Source organism: Bacillus sp. NPDC057893, from assembly GCF_042796455.1.
Taxonomy (GTDB): Bacteria; Bacillota; Bacilli; order Bacillales; family Bacillaceae_G; genus Bacillus_A.
This window is the reverse complement of the sequence record NZ_JBHVNG010000023.1, coordinates 1-22,757: the sequence shown is the minus strand read 5'-3', so window position 1 is coordinate 22,757 and position 22,757 is coordinate 1. Positions and strand designations below refer to the sequence as shown.

Sequence of the window (22,757 nt, the reverse complement as noted above, 5' to 3'; positions counted from 1 at the left end):
TGTATTAGGCACGCCGCCAGCGTTCATCCTGAGCCAGGATCAAACTCTCCAATAAAGTTAGTTTGTCTAGCATCTAAAAATAAAAATTGACGTTTACGTTGTTTGTTTCGTTCAGTTTTCAAAGAACTTGTTTGTCGCTCATTTGCGACTCCCTTATGTTAACATTTTCATATTTCAATGTCAACCAAGTTTTTTTATTTCTTTTGTCGCTTTCTGCGTTGTTGCTATCGGCGACTTGTTCTATATTACACCTCTAAACTCTAATCGTCAATATGTTTTTCTAAAAAAATATAAAAAGACTTATTCCTTTTAAAACAAGCCTTTTTATCCTATAAAATTCTATTCATTTATTATTTTTCTATAATTGGTAATGAAACAATGAACTGAACGATCCCGTCCTCATACTCAGCTCGAATACTACCACCTTGCAACTCAACAATACTTTTCGCAATAGCTAATCCGAGCCCCGAACCTTCTGTTACTCTACTTCTAGATTGATCTTTCTTATAAAACCGTTCAAACAAGTTCCCTAACTCTTCTCTCGTAAACTCTTCACTATGATTTGCAATAACAATTTGCATATCCCTGCGCTGCCTTTGCAGAGAAACTTTTATCTCTCCATCATCTTTACTATACTTAATCGCATTCATTAGCAAGTTGTCGAATACACGGACCATCTTTTCCGAGTCAATCATTGCATGCGCACGTTCTTCAGGAAATCTCTTAACAAACGCAAGTCCATGCTCTTCTGCCTGTGGTACTAACTCTTCTATTAATTGATCAAGCAACTCATTTACACATACTTCTTGTTTTTCTAATACAACTTGTTCATTCGTTAACTTCGTATACTCAAATAAGTCTTCTATTAAATTCTTTAACTGCTCCGACTTTGCAAAAGCAATTCTTGTATATTCATCATGTTGTTCTTTATTTTCATATTTAGAATCTCGAAGTAATCTCAAGTAACCCATAATAGAAGTAAGTGGTGTACGTAAATCATGAGATACATTCGTAATAAGCTCGTTTTTCTGCTTTTCTAATTTACGCTCTTTTTCTATATTATTCATAAGCTCTTCTGCCATATTGTTAATATTCTCAGTTAAAGCTGCAATCTCATCTTCACCCTTTTTCTCAATACGGTACGCTAAGTTTCCTTTTTCTATTTCCTTTACACCTTGTGCCATCGCTTCAATTTGCTTCATCTTTCTCTTTGTTATATAGAAGAAAGAGAAAATGAATACAAGGACACCAATTAAAAATGGGAATGGTCCTTCTTGCGTAGCATACATTACTTCACCTTCCGGAATCCCACTAACAAACATGTACAAATTCTTTCCTTCAATTGTAATAGGGGCAAAAGCTATAAATTCTTTTCTCGTACTTTCAAATTCATTTCTACCATTTACATAATTAATCGCAAACGATGCTGCATTACGAATCGTATTATGCAAATCTATTTGCTCTTCTTGCGCCTGCTTCGTTTTATATACAACCTTACCACTTTCATCAGTAACCAATATCTTTAAAGCTCTAGATCCTCGCTCTAAATTTTGGTTCTCCCTTTCGATCATATTTGATATCGCTTCTAATTTATTTTCATGAACCGAACTATTTGCGGCCCTTTGAGCTTGTTGGTTAATTTGTTCCATGCCAGCTCGATAATCGATAGTCGCTTTACGATTCGCATTTTCAAAAAATGGTGCAGCTGCTTTCGCCGACAAAACTCCTAATAACGCACAAGCGGCAAAAGTAGTAATAAGCTGAATTCGTATACTCCGCTGAACACTCTTTACTAATTTCTCAATTAGCCTTCTGGCTTTTCTAATATAAGTGAATGGATTAAATATCTTTTTCAATCTTATACCCCACTCCCCATACCGTTTTTATATATCTTGGCTTCCTCGGATTCTCCTCGATTTTTTCACGCACTTTCCGAATATGTACCATTACAGTATTATCAGACTGGAAAGATCTTTCGTTCCAAACCTTTTCATAAATTTGCTCCGCACTAAAGACCATACCCGGATTACGAGCTAGCAATTCTAAAATTGAAAATTCCCTTGGAGTTAGCTTCACTTCTTCTCCCTCTACAAGGACTTTATGAGTTGAGATGTTTATTGCCATATCTCCAATTTCTAACTCGTCCTCATTTTGAATAGCAAAACCATTCATTTTCATATAGCGACGTAGCTGCGATTTAATTCTTGCAATTAGCTCTAACGGATTAAATGGTTTCGTTACATAATCATCTGCACCTGTCGTTAACCCTAAAATTTTATCCATATCCTGCGTTTTTGCTGAAAGCATAATAATCGGCATTTCTTTCGCTTCTCTTACCTTCATACACATATGAATACCATCTACTTTCGGCATCATAATATCTAATACAACTAAATGCACTTCATTTTCTTCTATTATACGTAACCCTTCTTCTCCGTCCCCTGCTTGCAGTACTTTATATCCTTCGTTCTTTAAATATATTGTAATAAGGTGCCTAATTTCTTTTTCATCATCTACGACAAGTATTGTTTCCCCGGCCATAATATCTCCCCCATCATTTTTAATCCCTAACTTCTATTATAAGAAAATTTCTGAAGAAAAACGCTCGGAAATCCTTAAGATTTTCTGAAGACACAAAAAAAGGTCTAGACTCCCCTTAAGTCTAGACCTTTCAAAAAACCCCTTTTATTTACGAACGTAGATGAAATATAGTACAAATAAAACTCCCATAACATACATAATTGGATGAATCTCTTTACGACGGCCACTCACAACCATTGTAATTGGATAGAAGATAAATCCGATTGCAATTCCTGTTGCGATACTATACGTAAGTGGCATTGAAATGATAGTAAAGAATGCTGGTACTGCAATCTCGAATTTCTTCCAATCAATTTCTCCTAAAGATGAAACCATCAAGATTCCTACAATAATTAATGCTGGCGCTGTTACAGCTGGTGTCACAACACTTAATAGTGGCGAGAAGAATAGTGCCAGTAAGAAGAACCCTGCTGTTACAACTGCTGTAAATCCAGAACGTCCACCCGCTGCTACCCCTGCAGAAGATTCAATATAAGACGTTGTTGTTGATGTACCTAAGATCGCACCGATTACAGTTGCAATCGCATCTGCAAAGAGTGCTTTTCCTGCACGTGGTAATTTATTGTTCTTCATTAATCCCGCTTGATTCGCAACCGCCACAAGCGTACCTGCTGTATCAAAGAAATCGATAAAGAAGAACGTTATAATAACAATACCCATTTCAACAGTGAAAATGTCTCCAAAGTGAGTTAACGCTACCCCGAACGTTGGTTCTAGACTCGGTATTGCTCCCACTACAGCTTTCGGTGTATCAATTAATCCAGTCGCTACTCCTAAGATCGCCGTAAGAATCATGCCGTAGAAAACTGCACCATTTATTTTTTTAATCATGAAAATGATTGTAGTAACAACTCCGAAGATTGCTAGTAACGTTGTGCCCTTTGTTAAGTCCCCCAACCCAACAAGAACAGCATCATTCTTTACGATAATTCCAGCGTTTTGGAATCCAAGGAAGGCAATGAATAATCCAATACCCGCCGCTACTGCAAACTTTAACTCTACTGGAATTGCATTAATGATTTTTTCACGAATGCCTGAAGCAGTAAGAATAATAAAGATAATACCTGACATTAATGTTCCAGCAATCGCCGTTTGCCACGGAATTCCCATCGTTAACACCGCTGTATAAGCAAAGAACGCGTTTATTCCCATACCTGGCGCTAAAGCAATCGGATACTTCGCAAATATCCCCATAATTAACGAACCAATCGCCGCTGCTAATGCTGTAGCAACGAATACTGCACCTGGATCCATTCCTGTACCTGCTGGTAACCCTTTAACATTTCCAAGCGACAGCGTAGCAGGATTGACAAATAGTACGTAAGCCATAGATAGAAATGTCGTTAACCCTGCTATGAACTCAGTCTTATAATTCGTACCGAGCTCATCAAACTGAAAATAGCGTTTCATCCTATGTTTCCCCCGTTATATGATTACTCGCCGTATTTCACCCTAGCCCTCTTTTATCTATAAAAATAAAAAAGGCTCCCATTGCATATACATGGAAGCGTTCTATAAACAAAGACAAGTTTCCCCTCATCTTTATACAAACGCCTCGTAGTCAAGCCATTTACGGTAGCTAGGTAGAAACTTTCGGGCCATATCCCCGATATTATACGACGGCATAATATTCACTTTTCGTTTGAATTACATACTCATATTAACTCGATGAGGTAGTTTTGTCAATTTAAAAACGAACATTTTTATAAACTTTCGTAACTTCGTTCGTATTAACCCCAAAAAAAAAATAAAAAGATCCATCTATACATAAACGATAGATGGATCTTTTTTATTACAATACTATTCCCACTCAATAGTTGCTGGTGGCTTACTCGTTATATCATACACGATACGGTTAACGTGTTTTACTTCGTTTACGATACGTACAGAGATTTTCTCTAATACGTCCCAAGGGATACGTGCCCAGTCAGCTGTCATACCATCGATAGATGTTACTGCACGAATACCTACTGTGTAATCGTAAGTACGCTCGTCACCCATAACACCTACGCTACGCATACCAGGAAGCGCAGTGAAGTATTGCCAAACTTCACGGTCTAATCCTGCTTTTATAATTTCTTCACGTAAAATCGCATCAGATTCACGAACGATTTCTAATTTCTCTTCTGTGATTTCACCTAATACACGAATACCAAGTCCTGGACCTGGGAACGGTTGACGCCATACGATTTCATCAGGAATTCCTAATTCTGATCCTAATACACGTACTTCATCTTTAAATAAAGTGTTTAAAGGCTCAATTAATTTGAACTGCATGTCTTCAGGAAGTCCACCAACGTTATGGTGAGATTTAATTGTTTGTGCAGTTGCTGTACCACTTTCAACGATGTCCGTGTAAAGTGTACCCTGCGCTAGGAAGTCCATTCCTTGTAATTTAGAAGCTTCATCATCAAATACGTAAATGAATTCATTACCAATGATTTTACGTTTTTGTTCTGGATCTTCTACACCTTTTAACTTGTTCATGAAGCGCTCTTGTGCATCCACTTTAATAACGTTCATATGGAAGCCTTCGCTAAATGTTTTCATAACACCTTCTGCTTCATCTTTACGAAGTAAACCGTGGTCCACGAAAATACATGTTAATTGGTCACCAATCGCCTTATGAATTAATACTGCTACAACAGAAGAGTCTACACCGCCGCTAAGTGCGCATAGTACTTTTTTGTCTCCAACAGTTTCACGGATCTTCTCTAATTCTACTTCGATAAAGTTCTCCATGTTCCATCCTTCAGAACAACCACATACGCCGAATACGAAGTTTTTAATTAAATCGTTACCGTGCTCAGAGTGACGTACTTCTGGGTGGAATTGTACACCATATAAGTTTTCCTCTTCATTGCTCATACCAGCAATTGGACAAGACTCACTTGTTGCATCTACTACGAACCCTTCAGGTAAGCCAGTTACTAAGTCACCATGGCTCATCCATACAACTTGCTCTTCTGGAAGATTCGCATATAATTTTGATTCGTTCTCTACTTTAAGAATAGCTTTTCCGTACTCACGGTGGTTTGCACGTTCTACTTTACCACCGAAGTGTTGCGTCATAAGCTGCATACCGTAACAAATACCGAAAATCGGTAATCCTAGTTCAAAGATTTTTTCATCACAATGTAATGCACCTTCACCGTATACACTATTTGGTCCACCAGAGAAAATAATCCCTTTTGGATTCATTGCTTTAATTTCTTCTGCAGTAATTGTATGCGGATGAAGTTCACTGTATACACCGAACTCACGAATTCGACGTGCTATTAACTGATTGTACTGACTCCCAAAATCTAAAACGATAATTGTATCGTGTTGCTTTTTCAAAATAATCACCCCAACGTTAGTTCTCGTATATAAATATTTTCACCAATTTAGGCGAAAAGCATTACCAATATAATAAAAAAAGCCAGTCCTCCGCCTCTAGTCTCATAACAAAGAAAAGGCAGGGGTCTGGCTTTATAAAGAAAGATAGTCTCCGCTCTTTATAAATATAAGACACACTGCCTTCATAGTCAGGTTGTTTACGGTAACCCGGTAGAGACTCTCAAACCATATCATTGAGGATATATGAAGGATCGTTTTATATTATCTTCCTAGATTCTAACAATGAAGTATCAGTATGGTCAAGAGAGAAAGCGACAAAATTCTACAGAAATTAAATTTCTTATAGAATCTCTTCCTTTTCCACCCTCTCTTCAAATTGAAATTATTACTACCAACAAAATTCCACCAATTCTCTTATATTTTTCCAACTAATAAAACAGATTATTCCAAGTGAATTTTCAAACTTGGAATAATCTGTTTTCTATAGAAAGTGATAATCTAATATCATCTTCATTGATAAAATTATAATTACTAATCTTTTCTTTTAATACTGCACAAATGAATTGACTACCATTTTCTTCGATAGCCTCTGCTATTTTTGAGAAATGATATTCATCAATCGTTTCAATAACATCATGGACAAAGAAATATGGATAATCTAATCTCAGTGCCTTCATGAAAGATACATATGCTATATCTAATAATAACGTAATCGTTTTTTTATGGCCTGTTCCTATACCATCATCTACATTGGACAATTTTACAGGGAACGGATCATGGACGGTTAGATATAACCTTTGCCCCAGTACCTCTTGACTCAATTCTGTAAAGAAGTTATTAAATAAGGTTATATTATTAGCTGCTTCATCATCAACTAACAATTCTCCCAGTGCTTTCACTGCAGATTCACGCTGAGTAACTAGACCATCGTACAATTCCTTTATTTTTAAAGATTCTCCTAAAAGTTGATTTTGTTGCATAAGATTTGAGTGGATTTCCTCAAATTCTTTATAGTTATTGGTACTAATTAAGGATAATAAATTAGCATTCTCTTTATAGAGCACTTCTTTATGAATATTTATTTTCCCTATTTCTTCTTCAAGACTTTTTTTTCGATGACGGTAATACTTTAATCGGTTACCTTTAAGCTGATTATTAAACTCAATTAACTCCGAAAACTTTTTTTGAATTGATGGAAATTCTATATTCACTTCCTCATATAAACCTTTTAACACTTGGTGATTAACCTCAATTGGGTTTTCCTCTTCATCAACCAAAATTTTTCCAATCTTTTGCTTTTGAAAAATTAAAGAGTTATGGATATCCTCTAATTTCAACATCTCATTCTTCAAAAAAGAAACCTTCTGGATTTTATCTATGGTTGTCTCTCCTTGTATCACCAAATTAAATTGTTCTTCTAACTTTTTAACAGATTGACTTACAATTCTAATTCTTTCATTAAGGTCATCAATATTACTAAAATTATGTAGTTTCATTAGCTCAATTATGTCATCGCTAGTAGCCTTAATCTCATTTTGATAACCCATCTTTTCGGCACTTATGTCTTTAGAAGTTAATTTAAAGAGAAACTCATAAATATTTCTGTACTCTAAATTGGTAGTAGTTTGATGCAGATACTTTAATATATTATCCGGCAAATCATTCTTTTGACTAATACGCACAAATTTACTAATTAATTGTCTAAAGGTAGGCGGTTTACAAATCCCAAAAATTATCTGATTAAGCTCTTCATGAAAATCAGCAATATTATATTTTTTTTCATTAATAAAACGACTTCCTCTATCAAAAAGTTGAACCTTTGTTTTATAATTCCCACCTAAGAAGTCTTCAAAAACAAGCTCAGCTTCCACCCTATTCTCATTTATAAAGTCCTTTAAATTTGTATTTTCACTACCTGTATCATTATCCGTCCAAATATATTTTTTATCCTTAGCTCCTAAACAGATATCAATAATTTTCAAGAATGTAGTTTTACCAACATTATTTCCTTGCTCTTCGACATTTTCACTTTCATCAACAACGATGTTTAATCCCCGTTTAAAAGTTACTTCCCTTATTATCTCTAATTCAGGAAATGTTTTTTGTATAATTAGGGAATTAAGGTACATAAATAACATCCTCCCCTTCTATATCAATTTTTCCAAGAAGAAATAAAAAATTCAAAGCTAATATTCCCTTTTGGGAGGGCATTTTTTTATCGATTTCTTTAAACAGCTCATCTAAAAAAGCTGCATTGTATCTTTTATATTTTTTCATTTTTTCTAAAATTAAAGCTGATAAATATAAAATTGTTTCATCAGGCCTACTATCACTATCCATCAGAATCATAATTAATCACCTCAGGGAATTGGATCTAATAATTTACACTTAGTAAAACAGTAATACATTAGTGCATATAAAGCATGCTCAGCTTCTTCAACCCAAAAATCCTCAGCATTTTTATCATTTGATAGCCTTATTTTTAAGTCTTCAAATACTAATTTACATAAACTATCTTTGTTAGTCCATTGTGCCGCTTCCCTATGCTCCAAATATATAAAATGAACCGTATTTATAATACTTGAAGGTTTTAAAAACTCCTTTAAAATCCCCTCAACATCTCCTAATAAATGATCTGTTGATTCGAATTTGGCACGATATATTACCAGTTCATGATATTCCATTTTTTCAATAATACCACTAGGAATCGATAGTTTATACTCTTCTTCCGCTTCTGGTAGTCTAGATATTTTTTCACATATATCAAATAAATAACTTCTATTTAAAGTTTTAGGGACTGTATGCAAGTGAACCTGACCAATATATCCAGTATTATTTAAATTCCCATTCCCGTTCGATTGAATAGATTTAGAGTTATTTCTACCAAACATCTAACATGCCACCTTATTTAAATTTTGCATTATCACCTGTATTGTTGATATTACGATTTCCTTCAGATTGAATGTTACGATTCCCATTAATTTTATTGGCTTTTATGGCCTTTGTATTCAAAGCATTCCAAATCAAAGAAATAATCGTAAGCACAGATGCCGCGATACTTAAATATAAACTCATTTCATTCATTATAATTCCTCCCATACAATTAATATCATATTAACAATCTTACAAGAAACTGTATATAAATATCCAAATATTATTTCTCAATAAGTATTCTAAAAAAACTATTTAGTACTTCCTTTTACTAAATTAATACATATTTATTATTAATCTAGTAATCGCACAATAATTCCAATTAATTGAAACACATAAAGATAGAAATTTCACCATTTTATCTGCTATCAATATTCCTACTATGTCTTTTAAAATAATTTAAACTCTGCATAAATATCGTACGTTAACTTCGATAAAGGCCTTTTCCCCCAATCTTCAATATCAATATTACTCATAAAAACCGAATTTATCACTTCATTTCTTGAATGAAATAAATCCGGGAACTGTTCTATCAACTCATCAATCCTACTATCATTATAAATAATAGCATTCCGGATAATATCTCTAACATAGTCTTTATGTTGTCTATATAATAGTTCTATCTTAAGAATTTTTTTCACATTTTCAACTTTAGATTTGTGTTTCTCATTCCTATAAACTAGCTCTATATTAAAATTATCACTCATTCCAGTCCAATATAAAAAATCATCATCAATAAATTTTGTTTGAAAAACTACATCATTACTAAATTCATCTTCATATGGATAATAAATGTCATTTTTATGTGTATCTAATGCCTGTTTTTTAGAATTACATATACTACAGCTAGGAATCAGATTATACAAAGAAATGGATAAATACGGAAACAAACTCTTGGGAAAGAAATGATCAAATTGTGGTCGAATCCCTTCATTTCCTAGAGTAAATGTGTATTGTCTATTACAATATGGACAAACCCTAACATTTAATTTTTCCAATAATGATTTTGACCAAACCCTTTTGGTGAATTTTGTATACATTTTTTCAAACGGATCATTTTTATCTAAACTGATTTTACCAATATAGTTAATGCTCTCAATTAAATCACTTTTGCTACCAATTAATAACTTTTTGATCTTCTTGTCATCCATTTCCCCAGAATCATTGTACAAGTATTCTTTTAATCTTTTATATTTTGGTATCTCAATTATCTTTTCGATAATAGCCTTAAATCTCACTTCTATGTCTTCATAATGCGCTATTTGAATTATCCCTTTAACTTTTTCATCCATTTTAATTTTTATCATTCATTTTTATCCTCCAATTCATTTATATATATTTGGAGTTGCTTTACCTGACTCTTTAAAATATCAATTGTTTCATTAATCTGTCTAGGCTCTTCATATTTGTTTAACTTTCTTCTTAATTTTAAATTTTCATTGTATAACTCAGTATAATTTAATTGAAATCTATCATTGTACATTTTCATAAGCCTATTCTGTATCAACGGTTCACCAATAGAATTAATAATATATAACCACTCATTTTTCTGCTCTAAAGTTACTTCTTTCAAATTACAAGTATTAATTACAGAAATAACTTCCCTTATTTTATTAGTTGCAAATTCCCCCATTGTAGATGACATAAAAAAGCCATCTTTTAAAAGCGTGTGAATATTGGTTCCAAAAGTATTTAGCCCTCTGTTCACATTTCTACAATAACCATCCTTATCTTTCTCTAGATAGATAATATTACTAGTTGCAATATCAGATAAAATAAAAGGCGAATGCGTAGATGTAATGATTTGAAATTTCTTCTTTCCCTCACCTACATCTGCTAAAAAGAGTATTAATTCATTCATAAAATTCCTTGTCAATTCCGGATGCATTCTGGCCTCCGGCTCATCCAATAAAATAATATATTTATCTTTAGAAGGAGTTAGTAGGGCTACTTGCTCATATAGCGATGCATAAAATCCTAAATACGCCGATTCACCGTCACTCAGATTTTCGATTGAATAATCAAAAAAATCTCCAAAAACAGATAATGTTTCATTAAAGTTACTCCTCACCCTCTCATCGACAGTTACTTCAATTACCTTTAAAATTTTATCCAGATTCATTTTTTTTGTAATATCTAAACTTATGTAATCCTTATAAAATTTTACTCTTTTATTTATGGATAGCTCATCTGCAAAATTCGTAAAACGATTTAGGATATGTTGTTTATCCTCTTCATCATCAAAATAATTATCGGCTATTACCTTAATAATATTTACATAATAATCCCTATATCCTTTTAATGTTTTTCTCTTTATACTAAGTAAATTTGTTTTCACTTCTATATTTTTCTTTGCCTCATTATTTAAGCTTGAATTAATTGTATTAAAGAAGTATTGTACAAAAGATTCAAGTACCTTACATACTTCTTTTTCTCTCCCCTCAAGTTTTTTATAGGAATATGGTATCCCTAACTTATCTTTATCCTCAAAACCATCAATAAGAAAGTAAGTGTTATAATTAATTTTCAGCGTATACCTATCATCCCTAAACATAAATTTTTTAGACCTATGTATTTGTTTATATAACATTTTAATTTTCATAACTAATAACTTTGATTGGAATTTCGCAACTCTTCTTGGAACCGAAATTTTGTAATCATCTTCTGGTTTAGTAGAACTATAATCATAGTATTTTGGATTGAGTTTTTCACGAAGTGAAATAATGGCTGCTTTATCTTGTTCTGATCTACAATCACTATTTACTCCCTCAATATCTTCATCCCTATCTAACTTATAATCCCTCGGTCGCTCATTCAAATCACTTTGATGTATTAGCATTCCCTCACTGTAATAGCAAGTAAAAGCAAACCAATATTTACTTTTCCAATAACCATTACTTATTCCAGATTCATTTTTTATCATACTTTGGAAACTCTCAATATCATTCCCTTCAACACAAAACAAATCTTGATTATTACTATCTTTCCCCATATAGTAAAGAAAAAAATAAATGGAATGTTTAATTTCAGCTTCAATATCATCGTTTACGATATAACCAAATTTTCTCTTTTGTTTATATCTTATTTCAAATTCGGCGTTATTTTTATTCCTATCATTAGATTTGAGCCCTATTGCATCTAATAAATTTGTTTTACCCACACCATTTTTACCTACAACCGCATTTATATTCGTAATATATTCAGGATAAATTGAAATATAAGCTGCATTTGCTACTATGTTAATACTCTTTTTGATATGATCATAATTTATTATAAATCTCTCACTAAAATTCAATTCAACTTCTTTATAATTCCTAAATTTCTCCACCCAAGCGTAAACAAGTTCCATCTCGTTTCCCTCCAAATCTCTTTTCAGTTAGTATTTTATCAATCTCCCCACAAACTAACTAGTTATCCCCCCTTGGGAAGAAGATATTAAAATAGAAAACTAGTAATTTACTATCCCCTTAAACAAGAGAAGGCTACACTATATTAGATAACTGAAATAAAAAGGCCTACAACAACTTAATAGACACCCTTAAATTACTGACTGAAGCTATATGTTGGGAGATTTAGACTTTCTTCTATAATACACTTTGAGTGTTCATATTCTTCTACCGTATTAACATCTCCAATAAGTCCTAATAATTGTTTTGCCTCCTCCATAGCTTCGGGAATTTTAGGGTTTAATAAGTCATAGAGTATATTTCCATGGTTAGATAAACGAATTAAATCATTCATTATACTTATTACTACCCATGCCTTTGCAAATTTTTCTTGGGATTGATAAGCCTGAACCATTCTATTTATATTGAAATCTGTGTAATATCTTTGGACAATTTCCATATCATCCTCTAAAGTAAAACCTGCATCTATTATTTTTTTATAGAGGATTTGATGGTGCAGAAAATTTGAAAAAACATGTATACATTCGTCGTACATATTTTCTTCACTGATATGTTCATCATGAATATCCAAATTTCTGTAACCATTTTTCGATAAATGAATATGTGTTATTTCATGCGCTATTCTCCCCTCTAATCTTTCCACAATAGGTGTTGGCTTAATTTCAATTACCATCGGCGAAAACATATTAACCATCCCCAACAAATTTTCATCCGCCTCTTCCAATCCCCAAATTATTACTTGCCCACTTAGTCCTAGAGACCGATGAAAATTTTCTAAACGTCCTATATCTAGTGTTGCAGGTTGTATAAAACCAAACTTAAATAACATTCTTTTCTCCCACTCTCAATTATTTATTTAAAGTACTTACTTTTAACTTGAACTCTTGTGATTTTAAATTTACAAATCAAAAACAGACTTATAATCACAATTACCTTCTATATGCCTCACCTATTACAAAGATTAATGTAGTTTTTTATTTTTACTTAACACAAATAAAAAAAGAAGCTACTCAAAAGTTTAATAAACTAATGAGAAGCCTCTATTAACACTCTTAACTTACCAAAAATCTCCTCTAAAGCAAGTGAGAATCGTAAGGCAGATTACATCATTCCGCCCATACCGCCCATGCCCATGCCGCCCATGTCAGGCATTCCAGCAGCACCAGCTGGTTCTGGCTTGTCAGCAACTACAGCTTCAGTCGTTAAGAACATAGCTGCAACAGATGCTGCGTTTTGAAGTGCAGAACGAGTTACTTTAGCTGGATCTACGATACCAGACTCAAGCATGTTAACCCATTCGCCAGTAGCTGCGTTGAAACCAACGCCTACTTTTTCGCCTTTTAGACGCTCTACAACTACAGATCCTTCTAGACCAGCGTTGATTGCGATTTGACGAACTGGCTCTTCTAGTGCACGAAGTACGATGTTGATACCTGTTGCTTCGTCGCCTTCAGCTACGATAGAAGCTACTTTTGTGTATACGTTCATAAGTGAAGTACCACCACCTGCAACGATACCTTCTTCTACTGCTGCACGAGTTGAGTTAAGTGCATCTTCAATGCGAAGTTTGCGCTCTTTTAACTCAGTTTCAGTTGCTGCACCTACTTTAATTACTGCTACGCCGCCCGCAAGTTTAGCAAGACGCTCTTGTAATTTTTCACGATCGAATTCAGAAGTTGTTTCTTCTAATTGCGCACGGATTTGACCGATGCGAGCTTCGATTTGTTGTGTGTTTCCAATACCTTCAACTACAGTTGTGTTTTCTTTCGTTACAACGATTTTACCAGCGCGTCCTAAAGATTCAACTGTAGCAGATTTTAAGTCACGTCCTAATTCTTCAGTGATTACTTCGCCACCAGTTAAGATTGCGATATCTTCTAGCATTGCTTTACGACGGTCACCAAATCCAGGAGCTTTAACAGCTACTACATTGAATGTACCACGAAGTTTGTTCACTACTAATGTAGCTAAAGCTTCGCCTTCTACATCTTCAGCAATGATAAGAAGTGGTTTACCTTGTTGTACCACTTGCTCTAATACTGGTAAGATTTCTTGGATGTTAGAAATCTTTTTGTCAGTAATTAAAATGTATGGGTTATCAAGAACCGCTTCCATTTTGTCAGAATCAGTAATCATGTAAGGGGATGCATATCCACGATCAAATTGCATACCTTCTACTACGTCTAATTCTGTTGTGAATCCTTTAGATTCTTCTAAAGTAATAACGCCGTCGTTACCAACGCGCTCCATTGCTTCAGCGATTAATTGACCTACTTCTTCGTCAGCCGAAGAAATAGCAGCTACTTGTGCGATAGAAGATTTACCTTCGATTGGTTTAGAAATCGCTTTTAATTCTTCAATTGCAGCAGTAACAGCTTTTTCGATACCTTTACGAAGACCCATTGGGTTTGCACCAGCTGTTACGTTTTTAAGACCTTCACGAATCATAGCTTGCGCTAATACAGTTGCAGTTGTCGTTCCGTCACCAGCTACATCGTTTGTTTTGCTAGCAACTTCTGCTACTAATTTCGCACCCATGTTTTCGAATGCATCTTCTAATTCGATTTCTTTTGCGATTGTTACACCGTCATTTGTAATAAGTGGTGAACCGAATTTTTTCTCAAGTACAACGTTACGACCTTTTGGTCCAAGCGTTACTTTTACTGCGTTTGCAAGAGTGTCGACACCGCGAAGCATCGAACGACGTGCTTCTTCACTAAATTTAATATCTTTTGCCATAATAATTGACCCCCTTGGATTTTTAAAATGTATATAATTAACCGATAATTGCTAAAATGTCACTTTCACGTAAAATCAAGTAGTCTGTACCTTCGTATTTCACTTCAGTACCTGAATATTTTGAGAAGATGATAAGATCACCTGCTGCTACCTCTAAAGCAACACGCTCACCATTTTCAAGCACTCGGCCTGTACCTACTGCAATAACTTTACCCTCTTGTGGTTTTTCTTTTGCAGTTTCTGGTAATACAATACCACTTGCTGTTTTTTCTTCTGCTTGAACAAGTTCAATTACAACGCGATCACCTAATGGCTTTAGCATGAACAATAACCTCCTCATTTTGTTATGTAAATTTTATTTATTAGCACTCAAGTCACACGAGTGCTAACACACTTCTAATAATAAATAATCTCAATTTCTTTTGCAAGTAAAAAAATCATAATTTTTTCGCAAATTACTTTATGCACTTTCCTATATAGCATTACTTCTTCTACTGCCTTTACTATATGAATCGTTGTTCCCACTTCTTGTATGTTACAATATGAAAGACACCCTAAGTTGTTTTCGCTAAACGTACAACTTTTTCCTGTCTCCTATTTTATTTTCAAATACTTATTTACAAAAAAAATATAATTCAAATGAAAGTTTATATCGTAGGTAGCATATTTACATGTTATCCTACCTTATCTCATACACTAGCGTTAGAAAGGATGGTTAAACCATTTGAAAAAACAATATTGGTGGATTATCGTTACATACATTTTAATGCAGTTATCAGGCATTGCCGGGTTACCGCTTCTCCTGAAAACTGGACTATACGATAATAGGGGATTTACTAGAGAGGAAAAACTTCAGCTCATAACTGGTCATTGGGCTATCATTAGCTTTTTCATTGCATTATGCGTTGTACTTTGGTTACTCAGAACAGATATTCGTGACAGACATTTAGATAAAATGCGCTCTACTGTTCCAGCTACAATTGGGTGGATTTTTATTGGTATTTTCTTAGCTTTCTTCTCCCAAATACTTGCAGGGATGATTGAAATGCAGCTACTAAAGATTAAACAAGGTTCAGAAAACACAATGAGACTCATGGAAATTGCACGAACTACACCTTGGTTCCTTATTGTCGTTTCAATTATAGGCCCTATTTTAGAAGAGATTGTATTTAGAAAAATTTTATTTGGTACACTTTACAAGAGATTTAACTTCTTTATTGCTGCTATCATTAGTTCACTCGTATTCGCAGCAATTCATTTTGATTTTACTCACCTATTGGTATACACTTCTATGGGGCTTGTATTCGCCTTCTTATATGTAAAAACGAAACGCATTATCGTTCCTATAGCAGCCCATGTGGCAATGAATACATTAGTTGCAATTGGACAGATTTTCATGAGCAATGAGCAAATTCAAGAAATGATTAAAGAAGCTGAGAAAATGCAAGGCTTTATCGGAGGATTTTTAATATGAGAAACTCACCATTGTTCATGGCTGCATTGTACTTTCTTCTTGGATGTATCTTTACACGCTTCGCCATTACGAACGTAACAGATACAATCTGGAATATGTGGACAATACTATTTGCAGTTATGGCAACAATTGATTTTAATTTGGCACTTCGCCTTATATTAGTTAAATTCACAAAGAAAAAACAATAATAAAACGCAGAGGTCATCTCCTCTGCGTTTTATTGTGGATAATTCTTCAAAAAGTAAACAAGCGTTTGTAACTCTACAGCTAAATCAATGTGATGAATTCTTATATTCTCTGACACATTTAAGCGTGCTGGTGTGAAATTTAAAATACCATGCACGTCCGTTTCTGCCAATCTATCTGCCACAGATTGCGCTACTGTAGCGGGTACCGTTAATATTGCCACTTGTATATCAGTTGATAAACGTTCTTCTAATTCATCCAAATGATATACAGGAATTCCTCCGATTTCTGTTCCAACTTTCTCTTCACTAACATCAAACGCCATTTCAATTTTCGTATTATTGTTTTTCGTGAAATTATAATGTAAGAAAGCGGTCCCTAAATTACCTACTCCAATAAGTGCCACACGTGTTATATCATCTTGGTCGAGTGTTTCACGGAAAAATGATAATAAATAATTTACGTTATATCCATATCCTTTTTTTCCTAACGCTCCAAAATATGAAAAATCTCTTCGAATAGTTGCGGAATCAACCTTTACCGCTTCACTCAATTCGGCTGATGAAACACGTTGCTTACCAGAAAGAGATAAGTTTTGGATAAATCGATAGTATAGAGGCAATCGTTTGGCAGTGGCCTGTGGAATTTTTTGCTGATCCATATAACCTCTCCTCTCTTCCTATCTTTATTCGTATACTTGAATCAAATACAAAAGTTTAGCACTCATGAATTTCCTTGTATAATAAAGAGAAGAAGTATTCTCTCTTTATTTTAAACTATACACTATTTTTAGTATGATTGAGAAATATAAACATGGCAAAGTTAAGAAATTATTTGAGGTGAAAACATTGATATTATTACAAGTGAATGGGCTTTCGAAATTATACGGTGCAGAAACGATTCTTGCAAACATAAAATTGGAAGTACAAACAAAAGATCGTATCGCATTAGTCGGACGAAATGGAGCCGGAAAATCTACATTATTAAAAATAATAGCTGGCGAGTTATCTCATGATGGTGGTGAAATTATAAAACCGAAAGATGTCTCAATGGGGTATTTAGCTCAAAATACCGGATTAGAAACAGCTTTAACAATTTGGGATGAAATGTTAACCGTCTTTACACACTTGCAGCAGATGGAGATAAAACTTCGAAGGCTAGAGCAAGAGATGGGAAAAGAAGAAAACTTTTCAAATGCGGCTATATACGAGAAATTATTAGCTGATTATGACCAATTACAATTAGATTATAAAGATCAAGGTGGCTATCAGTATGAAGCAGATATACGCTCGATTTTAAGCGGTCTTGGCTTCCCAGTTGAAACACATCAGACGACAATTTCTACATTAAGTGGTGGACAAAAGACGAGATTAGCTCTTGGGAAATTATTATTAACGAAACCAGACTTACTTATTTTAGACGAACCTACAAACCATTTGGATATTGAGACACTAACATGGCTTGAACAATATTTACAAGGCTATCCTGGTGCGATTTTAATCGTTTCCCATGACCGTTATTTCTTAGATAAACTCGTTACACAAGTATACGAAATTTCTAATAAGGAAAGCCGACGATTTGTTGGTAACTACAGTAAATATTTAGACTCAAAATCAGCTCTATACGAGCAAGAGATGAAGCGTTATGAAAAACAACAAGATGAAATTTCTAAACTGGAAGACTTTGTGCAAAAAAATATAGCTCGTGCATCTACGACAAAACGTGCTCAAAGTCGCCGTAAACAATTAGACAGAATGGAAGTATTAGCTAGACCATTAGGCGATTCTAAATCAGCTTCCTTCCACTTCGATATTGAAAAACAAAGTGGAAATGATGTTTTACAAGTTAAAGATGCAACTATTGGCTATTATCAGGAACCGATTATTGAACATGTAAATATGCGCTTAACTCGCGGTGACAGTGTTGCCTTAGTTGGGCCGAACGGAATTGGAAAATCTACATTATTAAAATCCATTGTGAATAAGTTACAGCTATTACATGGAAACGTTGCTTTCGGATCGAATGTATCTGTTGGTTATTATGATCAAGAACAAGCAAACTTAACATCTTCTAAGCGCGTTTTAAATGAATTATGGGATGAATATCCATTGCAACCTGAAAAAGAAATTCGCACTATACTAGGCAACTTTTTATTCACAGGTGATGATGTACTAAAACCAGTATCTTCTCTTAGTGGTGGACAAAAGGCTCGACTAGCTCTTGCAAAACTTATGATGCAAAAATCCAATTTATTAATTCTCGATGAGCCAACAAACCATCTTGATTTAAATAGTAAAGAGATTTTGGAGAATGCTTTAATTGATTACCCAGGTACTCTTCTATTCGTCTCTCATGACCGCTACTTTATTAATCGCGTAACGACAACGGTTGTTGAGTTATCAACAGAAGGTGCACAAGAGTATTTAGGTGATTACGATTACTATATGGATAAGAAAAATGAAATGATTGAACGCGCAGCATTTGAACAACAAGAACAGCAAGAAAATCAGGCACCTGTTCAAAAAACTGTAGCTCAAGAAAAATTAAATTATCTCGAAGAAAAAGAGCGTAAACAGTTAGAGCGTCAACGCACTCGAAAAATTGAAGAACTGGAACAAAATATCGTAGGCTTAGAAGACGAAATTGCTACATTAGAAGACCAGCTTTGCTTACCAGAAATATATGCAGATTATGAAAAGGCTAGTGAAATTACAACTAAAAAACAAACACTGCAAGAACAGCTTGAAGCTTGTATGGCAGAATGGGAAAAACTGCATATATAAGAGAATTTAAAAGAGGAGGATGTCTCATAAGTCGGGCTTTTTGACGAGATGCCCTCCTTTTTATTTTCTGTTTTGGAATCAATACCATAGTAAATGAAATTATATAAACGGTTCGACAAGGATTGACAATAGTAGCAACTTATATAATAAGTGGAGGATGTTTCAAAATGTTTTTTGGACATCTCCTTGTTTTTTATTTCCCAAAAAAGAATTTCTTCAAAGGTCAGACTTCCACTATGTTATCCACAAGGTTATACACATATCCACCTTTATAATATAAACTTCCAAATAACTTTTCCACATTATCCACAGTCACACAAAAAGTTATGCACATTTTATGTACACAAAAAAACCCATATTATCAACAGATAATATGGGTTTTATCCACAAGCTGTGGTTAATTTTGTGTATAACTATGCTTCAATATCTAATCCTGGATTTGCATTTAAAGCTAATGTAGCGCGTTTTCCTTGTTCGTATGCAATTGTACCTGCAGCCGCAATCATCGCTGCATTATCTGTGCATAAAGATAGAGGAGGAATAATTAGCTCTATATTTTCTTTTTGTGCAAATTCTGCTGCTAAACGTGCACGAAGCCCTTTATTAGCAGCTACTCCACCAGCAAGAAGCACTTGTTTTACATTATAAGCATCTGCTGCACGAGACGCTTTCGTTACAAGTACATCTATTACACTTTCTTGGAAACTTGCTGCTAAATCTTCTGGTGCAATTTCTATACCGCGCTGTTTTGCGTTATGCACAGTGTTGATAACTGCTGATTTCAATCCACTAAAGCTGAAATCATACGAATCAGGTTCTAGCCACGCACGAGGCAAATCAATTGTTGGTTTTCCTTCATGCGCAAGGCGATCAATATGAGGACCACCTGGATAAGGCATTGATAATGTACGAGCTACTTTATCGTAAGCTTCTCCTGCCGCATCATCTCGCGTTTCACCAATCACTTCAAATGAACCATGTTCTTTCATATAAACAAGCTCCGTATGTCCACCGGATACAACAAGCGATAGTAACGGGAATTGTACTTCTTTTACTAAACGGTTCGCATAAATATGACCAGCAATATGATGAACACCAACTAGAGGGATATCATGAGCAAAAGCCACAGCTTTCGCTGCATTTACACCTATTAAAAGTGCTCCGACTAAACCTGGACCTTCTGTTACAGCAATTGCATCAATATCATCAAAAGTGATATTCGCTTCTTTTAAAGCTTCTTCTAACACAACTGTGATTTCTTCTACATGATGACGGGATGCAATCTCTGGTACAACTCCGCCAAAACGCTTATGACTTTCAATTTGTGATGCAACGACATTCGCAATGATTTCCGTTCCATTTTTAACAACTGCTACAGCTGTTTCATCACAGCTTGTTTCAATACCAAGTATAATTGTATTTTTTTCCATTATATATTCACCCACATTACAAGACCATCTTCCTGATTGTCTGCATAGTATCGTTTACGAATCCCACCATTTTGAAATCCGTATTTTCTGTATAACTGCTTTGCTACTTCATTTGACACGCGTACTTCAAGTGTCATTGTTTTTACTCCTAACCCTTTCGCTTCGGAAATGACTTCTTTCAATAAGGCATCCCCTAGCTTTTGACCTCTGTATTCTGGTAGGATAGCTATATTTGTTACATGTGATTCATCAATAATTATCCACAATCCACAATATCCAATTACGAGACCATCTTTTTCTAGCACGACATAATGTGCATGTTCATTCATCTCTAATTCACGGTGAAAGGCATCTGCAGTCCAAGGGGTTGAAAAAGATGCTTCTTCAATAGCTACAATTTGAGCAATATCATCAAGTGCCATCTTTCTAAATATCATATCCATCTTCTGTAGGCCCCTATTGTTTTTGACTTTCTAACCATTTTGTTTCAGCTTCAGCTAAACGAAGATAGCTAGGAACAAACGTATGCACGTCTTGTTCTTCTTTTTGTAATCCTAAAAATGCTAATTCACTTGGTCTTGGGTTATTCTTAGTGAACGGAGCAAATACAGCTTGATCACCTAAATATTCTACAATTGTTTCTTTATGCAATTTAACATCGTTACCAATAAATAAAACAGGCTGTTCTTTATCTTTTAACATTTGCAACCAGTCAACAATAAGAATAATTCGGTCTTCTTCTATTGAAGTTATACACTCTCCTTCATATGTATATAACCCCGTGTAAATTTGACCACGTCGGCCATCAAATAAAGGACAAATTAGTCCATTAAAATTAGCACCATTTGCAGCCACCACTTCTAAACTTGATACACCTACAATTGGTATTTGAAGTGACCAAGCTAATGTTTTTGCAGCTGTCACACCTATACGAACACCTGTATATGATCCTGGTCCAGCTGCTACAACAATTTTAGTCAATTCTTTCGGTTTTACACCGCATTCTTTTAACAGTTTCTCTACAGCTGGCATAAGACGTACAGAATGATTTTTTGTTAAATTTGTAATGATTTCCCCAATCACGTTCCCTTCCTCAATAAGGGATACACCCATTACGTAATTTGAAGTATCAATTGCTAGTACTTTCATCTTGTAATAGCTCCTCACATAATCTAATATAGCGATCTCCAATTGGCTCGAGTACAAGTTTTCTTGTATCATCTCCAGCATGGAATAAACTAATTTGCAACTTCTCATTCGGTAAATATGCTTCTATTAAATGAGCCCATTCTACTACTGTAATCCCTTCACCATAGAAATACTCATCAAATCCTAAATCTTCTTCACTTTCCGCTAAACGATACACATCCATATGATATAGCGGTAATCTTCCTTTATATTCTTTAATAATATTGAAGGTAGGACTATTTACGACTCTTTTCACTCCAAGACCTTTTGCTAGTCCTTTTGTAAAAGTCGTCTTGCCAGCTCCAAGATCGCCTTCTAAAATAATTACATCTTGTGCCTTTACAAGTCCCCCTAATTTTTCTGATAATCGCTGGGTTTCTTCGGAAGATTTTGTTGTTATTTCATATTTACTCACAGACTTCACCTACTTTACTCACAATGTTCTCTGCTCTTTATTATACAGGTTTTAAATATATAAAAAAGTCCTTAGGAGTTTTCCTAAGGATAGTTTGACTGTCTTTATTAGTTTTTTGTTAAAACAAATAAAAAAATACGAAACAACTTGTTTCGTTCTTTTCTTTATATAAAATGGCGGTCCCGACCGGGGTCGAACCGGCGATCTCCTGCGTGACAGGCAGGCATGTTAACCACTACACCACGGGACCATTTGGTTGCGGGG

21 protein-coding genes, 1 tRNA gene and 2 riboswitches are annotated in these 22,757 nt (G+C 34.5%); of the genes, 3 read left to right on the top strand and 19 right to left on the bottom strand.

Going from position 1 to position 22,757, the window contains the following annotated elements:
- Window positions 1-350 precede the first annotated feature (350 nt).
- The 13 genes from ACFVQC_RS29635 to groES all read right to left on the bottom strand — a co-directional run bounded on the left by ACFVQC_RS29635 (window position 351) and on the right by groES (window position 15,339).
- On the bottom strand, window positions 351-1,856 hold the full coding sequence (locus ACFVQC_RS29635; RefSeq protein ID WP_377900099.1) for a sensor histidine kinase: 1,506 nt from the start codon (window positions 1,854-1,856) through the stop codon (window positions 351-353).
- Entirely contained in the window at window positions 1,840-2,541 is a 702-nt protein-coding gene (locus ACFVQC_RS29630) for a response regulator transcription factor (RefSeq protein WP_377895882.1), read from the bottom strand. Before ACFVQC_RS29630 ends, ACFVQC_RS29635 begins: the two co-directional genes overlap by 17 nt.
- Before the next feature lie 144 nt (window positions 2,542-2,685).
- Entirely contained in the window at window positions 2,686-4,011 is a 1,326-nt protein-coding gene (locus ACFVQC_RS29625) for an NCS2 family permease (RefSeq protein WP_002151426.1), read from the bottom strand.
- 128 nt (window positions 4,012-4,139) lie between these two features.
- Window positions 4,140-4,241, bottom strand: a riboswitch (purine riboswitch).
- A 160-nt stretch (window positions 4,242-4,401) separates the two neighbouring features.
- Window positions 4,402-5,940, bottom strand: a complete 1,539-nt coding sequence (guaA, locus tag ACFVQC_RS29620) for a glutamine-hydrolyzing GMP synthase (RefSeq protein ID WP_377895879.1) — start codon at window positions 5,938-5,940, stop codon at window positions 4,402-4,404.
- Window positions 5,941-6,105: 165 nt separating this feature from the next.
- Window positions 6,106-6,207: riboswitch (purine riboswitch) on the bottom strand.
- Window positions 6,208-6,398: 191 nt separating this feature from the next.
- Window positions 6,399-8,069 (bottom strand): hypothetical protein, encoded by a 1,671-nt coding sequence (locus tag ACFVQC_RS29615; RefSeq protein WP_377900098.1) that lies wholly within the window; start codon window positions 8,067-8,069, stop codon window positions 6,399-6,401.
- The gene (locus tag ACFVQC_RS29610; protein WP_377900097.1) at window positions 8,059-8,289 is read right to left on the bottom strand and encodes an ABC-three component system middle component 6; all 231 of its coding nucleotides are present in this window, start codon (window positions 8,287-8,289) and stop codon (window positions 8,059-8,061) included. The genes ACFVQC_RS29615 and ACFVQC_RS29610 overlap by 11 nt, the downstream gene beginning before the upstream one ends.
- Window positions 8,290-8,300: 11 nt before the next feature.
- Complete coding sequence (locus ACFVQC_RS29605) at window positions 8,301-8,831, bottom strand: hypothetical protein (RefSeq protein WP_377900096.1); 531 nt, start codon at window positions 8,829-8,831, stop codon at window positions 8,301-8,303.
- A gap of 13 nt (window positions 8,832-8,844) precedes the next feature.
- A complete protein-coding gene (locus tag ACFVQC_RS29600; protein ID WP_377900095.1) occupies window positions 8,845-9,024 on the bottom strand; it encodes a hypothetical protein in 180 nt (59 codons plus the stop codon).
- A 236-nt stretch (window positions 9,025-9,260) separates the two neighbouring features.
- Window positions 9,261-10,178 (bottom strand): HNH endonuclease, encoded by a 918-nt coding sequence (locus ACFVQC_RS29595; RefSeq protein WP_377900094.1) that lies wholly within the window; start codon window positions 10,176-10,178, stop codon window positions 9,261-9,263.
- Window positions 10,175-12,220 carry an AAA family ATPase gene (locus tag ACFVQC_RS29590; RefSeq protein ID WP_377900092.1) on the bottom strand — a complete coding sequence of 682 codons (2,046 nt, stop codon included), beginning with the start codon at window positions 12,218-12,220 and terminating at the stop codon, window positions 10,175-10,177. The genes ACFVQC_RS29595 and ACFVQC_RS29590 overlap by 4 nt, the downstream gene beginning before the upstream one ends.
- 194 nt (window positions 12,221-12,414) lie before the next feature.
- Window positions 12,415-13,107 carry a hypothetical protein gene (locus tag ACFVQC_RS29585; RefSeq protein WP_377900091.1) on the bottom strand — a complete coding sequence of 231 codons (693 nt, stop codon included), beginning with the start codon at window positions 13,105-13,107 and terminating at the stop codon, window positions 12,415-12,417.
- A gap of 272 nt (window positions 13,108-13,379) precedes the next feature.
- Window positions 13,380-15,017, bottom strand: a complete 1,638-nt coding sequence (gene groL, locus ACFVQC_RS29580; RefSeq protein ID WP_377895877.1) for a chaperonin GroEL — start codon at window positions 15,015-15,017, stop codon at window positions 13,380-13,382.
- A 37-nt stretch (window positions 15,018-15,054) separates the two neighbouring features.
- The gene (gene groES, locus ACFVQC_RS29575; RefSeq protein ID WP_377895876.1) at window positions 15,055-15,339 is read right to left on the bottom strand and encodes a co-chaperone GroES; all 285 of its coding nucleotides are present in this window, start codon (window positions 15,337-15,339) and stop codon (window positions 15,055-15,057) included.
- Between the two features lie 402 nt (window positions 15,340-15,741).
- On the opposite strand from groES, the gene ACFVQC_RS29570 reads away from it, so the two are divergent.
- Window positions 15,742-16,491: a CPBP family intramembrane glutamic endopeptidase gene (locus ACFVQC_RS29570; RefSeq protein ID WP_377895875.1), complete on the top strand. Its 750-nt coding sequence runs from the start codon at window positions 15,742-15,744 to the stop codon at window positions 16,489-16,491.
- The gene (locus ACFVQC_RS29565; protein ID WP_001246201.1) at window positions 16,488-16,679 is read left to right on the top strand and encodes a YdiK family protein; all 192 of its coding nucleotides are present in this window, start codon (window positions 16,488-16,490) and stop codon (window positions 16,677-16,679) included. Before ACFVQC_RS29570 ends, ACFVQC_RS29565 begins: the two co-directional genes overlap by 4 nt.
- Before the next feature lie 29 nt (window positions 16,680-16,708).
- Here the strand turns inward: ACFVQC_RS29565 and ACFVQC_RS29560 are convergent, their stop codons facing one another.
- Complete coding sequence (locus tag ACFVQC_RS29560; protein ID WP_002113443.1) at window positions 16,709-17,338, bottom strand: redox-sensing transcriptional repressor Rex; 630 nt, start codon at window positions 17,336-17,338, stop codon at window positions 16,709-16,711.
- 187 nt (window positions 17,339-17,525) lie between these two features.
- Between ACFVQC_RS29560 and ACFVQC_RS29555 the strand changes: the two genes are divergently transcribed.
- Entirely contained in the window at window positions 17,526-19,460 is a 1,935-nt protein-coding gene (locus tag ACFVQC_RS29555) for an ABC-F family ATP-binding cassette domain-containing protein (protein ID WP_377900089.1), read from the top strand.
- A 413-nt stretch (window positions 19,461-19,873) separates the two neighbouring features.
- On the opposite strand, the gene tsaD is transcribed toward ACFVQC_RS29555, so the two are convergent.
- The 5 genes from tsaD to ACFVQC_RS29530 form a co-directional block, all read right to left on the bottom strand.
- Complete coding sequence (tsaD, locus tag ACFVQC_RS29550) at window positions 19,874-20,890, bottom strand: tRNA (adenosine(37)-N6)-threonylcarbamoyltransferase complex transferase subunit TsaD (protein WP_204210225.1); 1,017 nt, start codon at window positions 20,888-20,890, stop codon at window positions 19,874-19,876.
- Window positions 20,890-21,333, bottom strand: coding sequence for a ribosomal protein S18-alanine N-acetyltransferase (gene rimI, locus ACFVQC_RS29545; RefSeq protein ID WP_002159529.1), 444 nt, complete (start codon window positions 21,331-21,333; stop codon window positions 20,890-20,892). The genes tsaD and rimI overlap by 1 nt, the downstream gene beginning before the upstream one ends.
- A gap of 13 nt (window positions 21,334-21,346) precedes the next feature.
- Complete coding sequence (tsaB, locus tag ACFVQC_RS29540) at window positions 21,347-22,039, bottom strand: tRNA (adenosine(37)-N6)-threonylcarbamoyltransferase complex dimerization subunit type 1 TsaB (RefSeq protein ID WP_377900088.1); 693 nt, start codon at window positions 22,037-22,039, stop codon at window positions 21,347-21,349.
- Entirely contained in the window at window positions 22,020-22,493 is a 474-nt protein-coding gene (gene tsaE / locus ACFVQC_RS29535) for a tRNA (adenosine(37)-N6)-threonylcarbamoyltransferase complex ATPase subunit type 1 TsaE (protein ID WP_377895868.1), read from the bottom strand. The genes tsaB and tsaE overlap by 20 nt, the downstream gene beginning before the upstream one ends.
- Window positions 22,494-22,667: 174 nt before the next feature.
- Window positions 22,668-22,743: transfer RNA gene (locus tag ACFVQC_RS29530), tRNA-Asp, on the bottom strand.
- Between the last annotated feature and the right edge of the window lie 14 nt (window positions 22,744-22,757).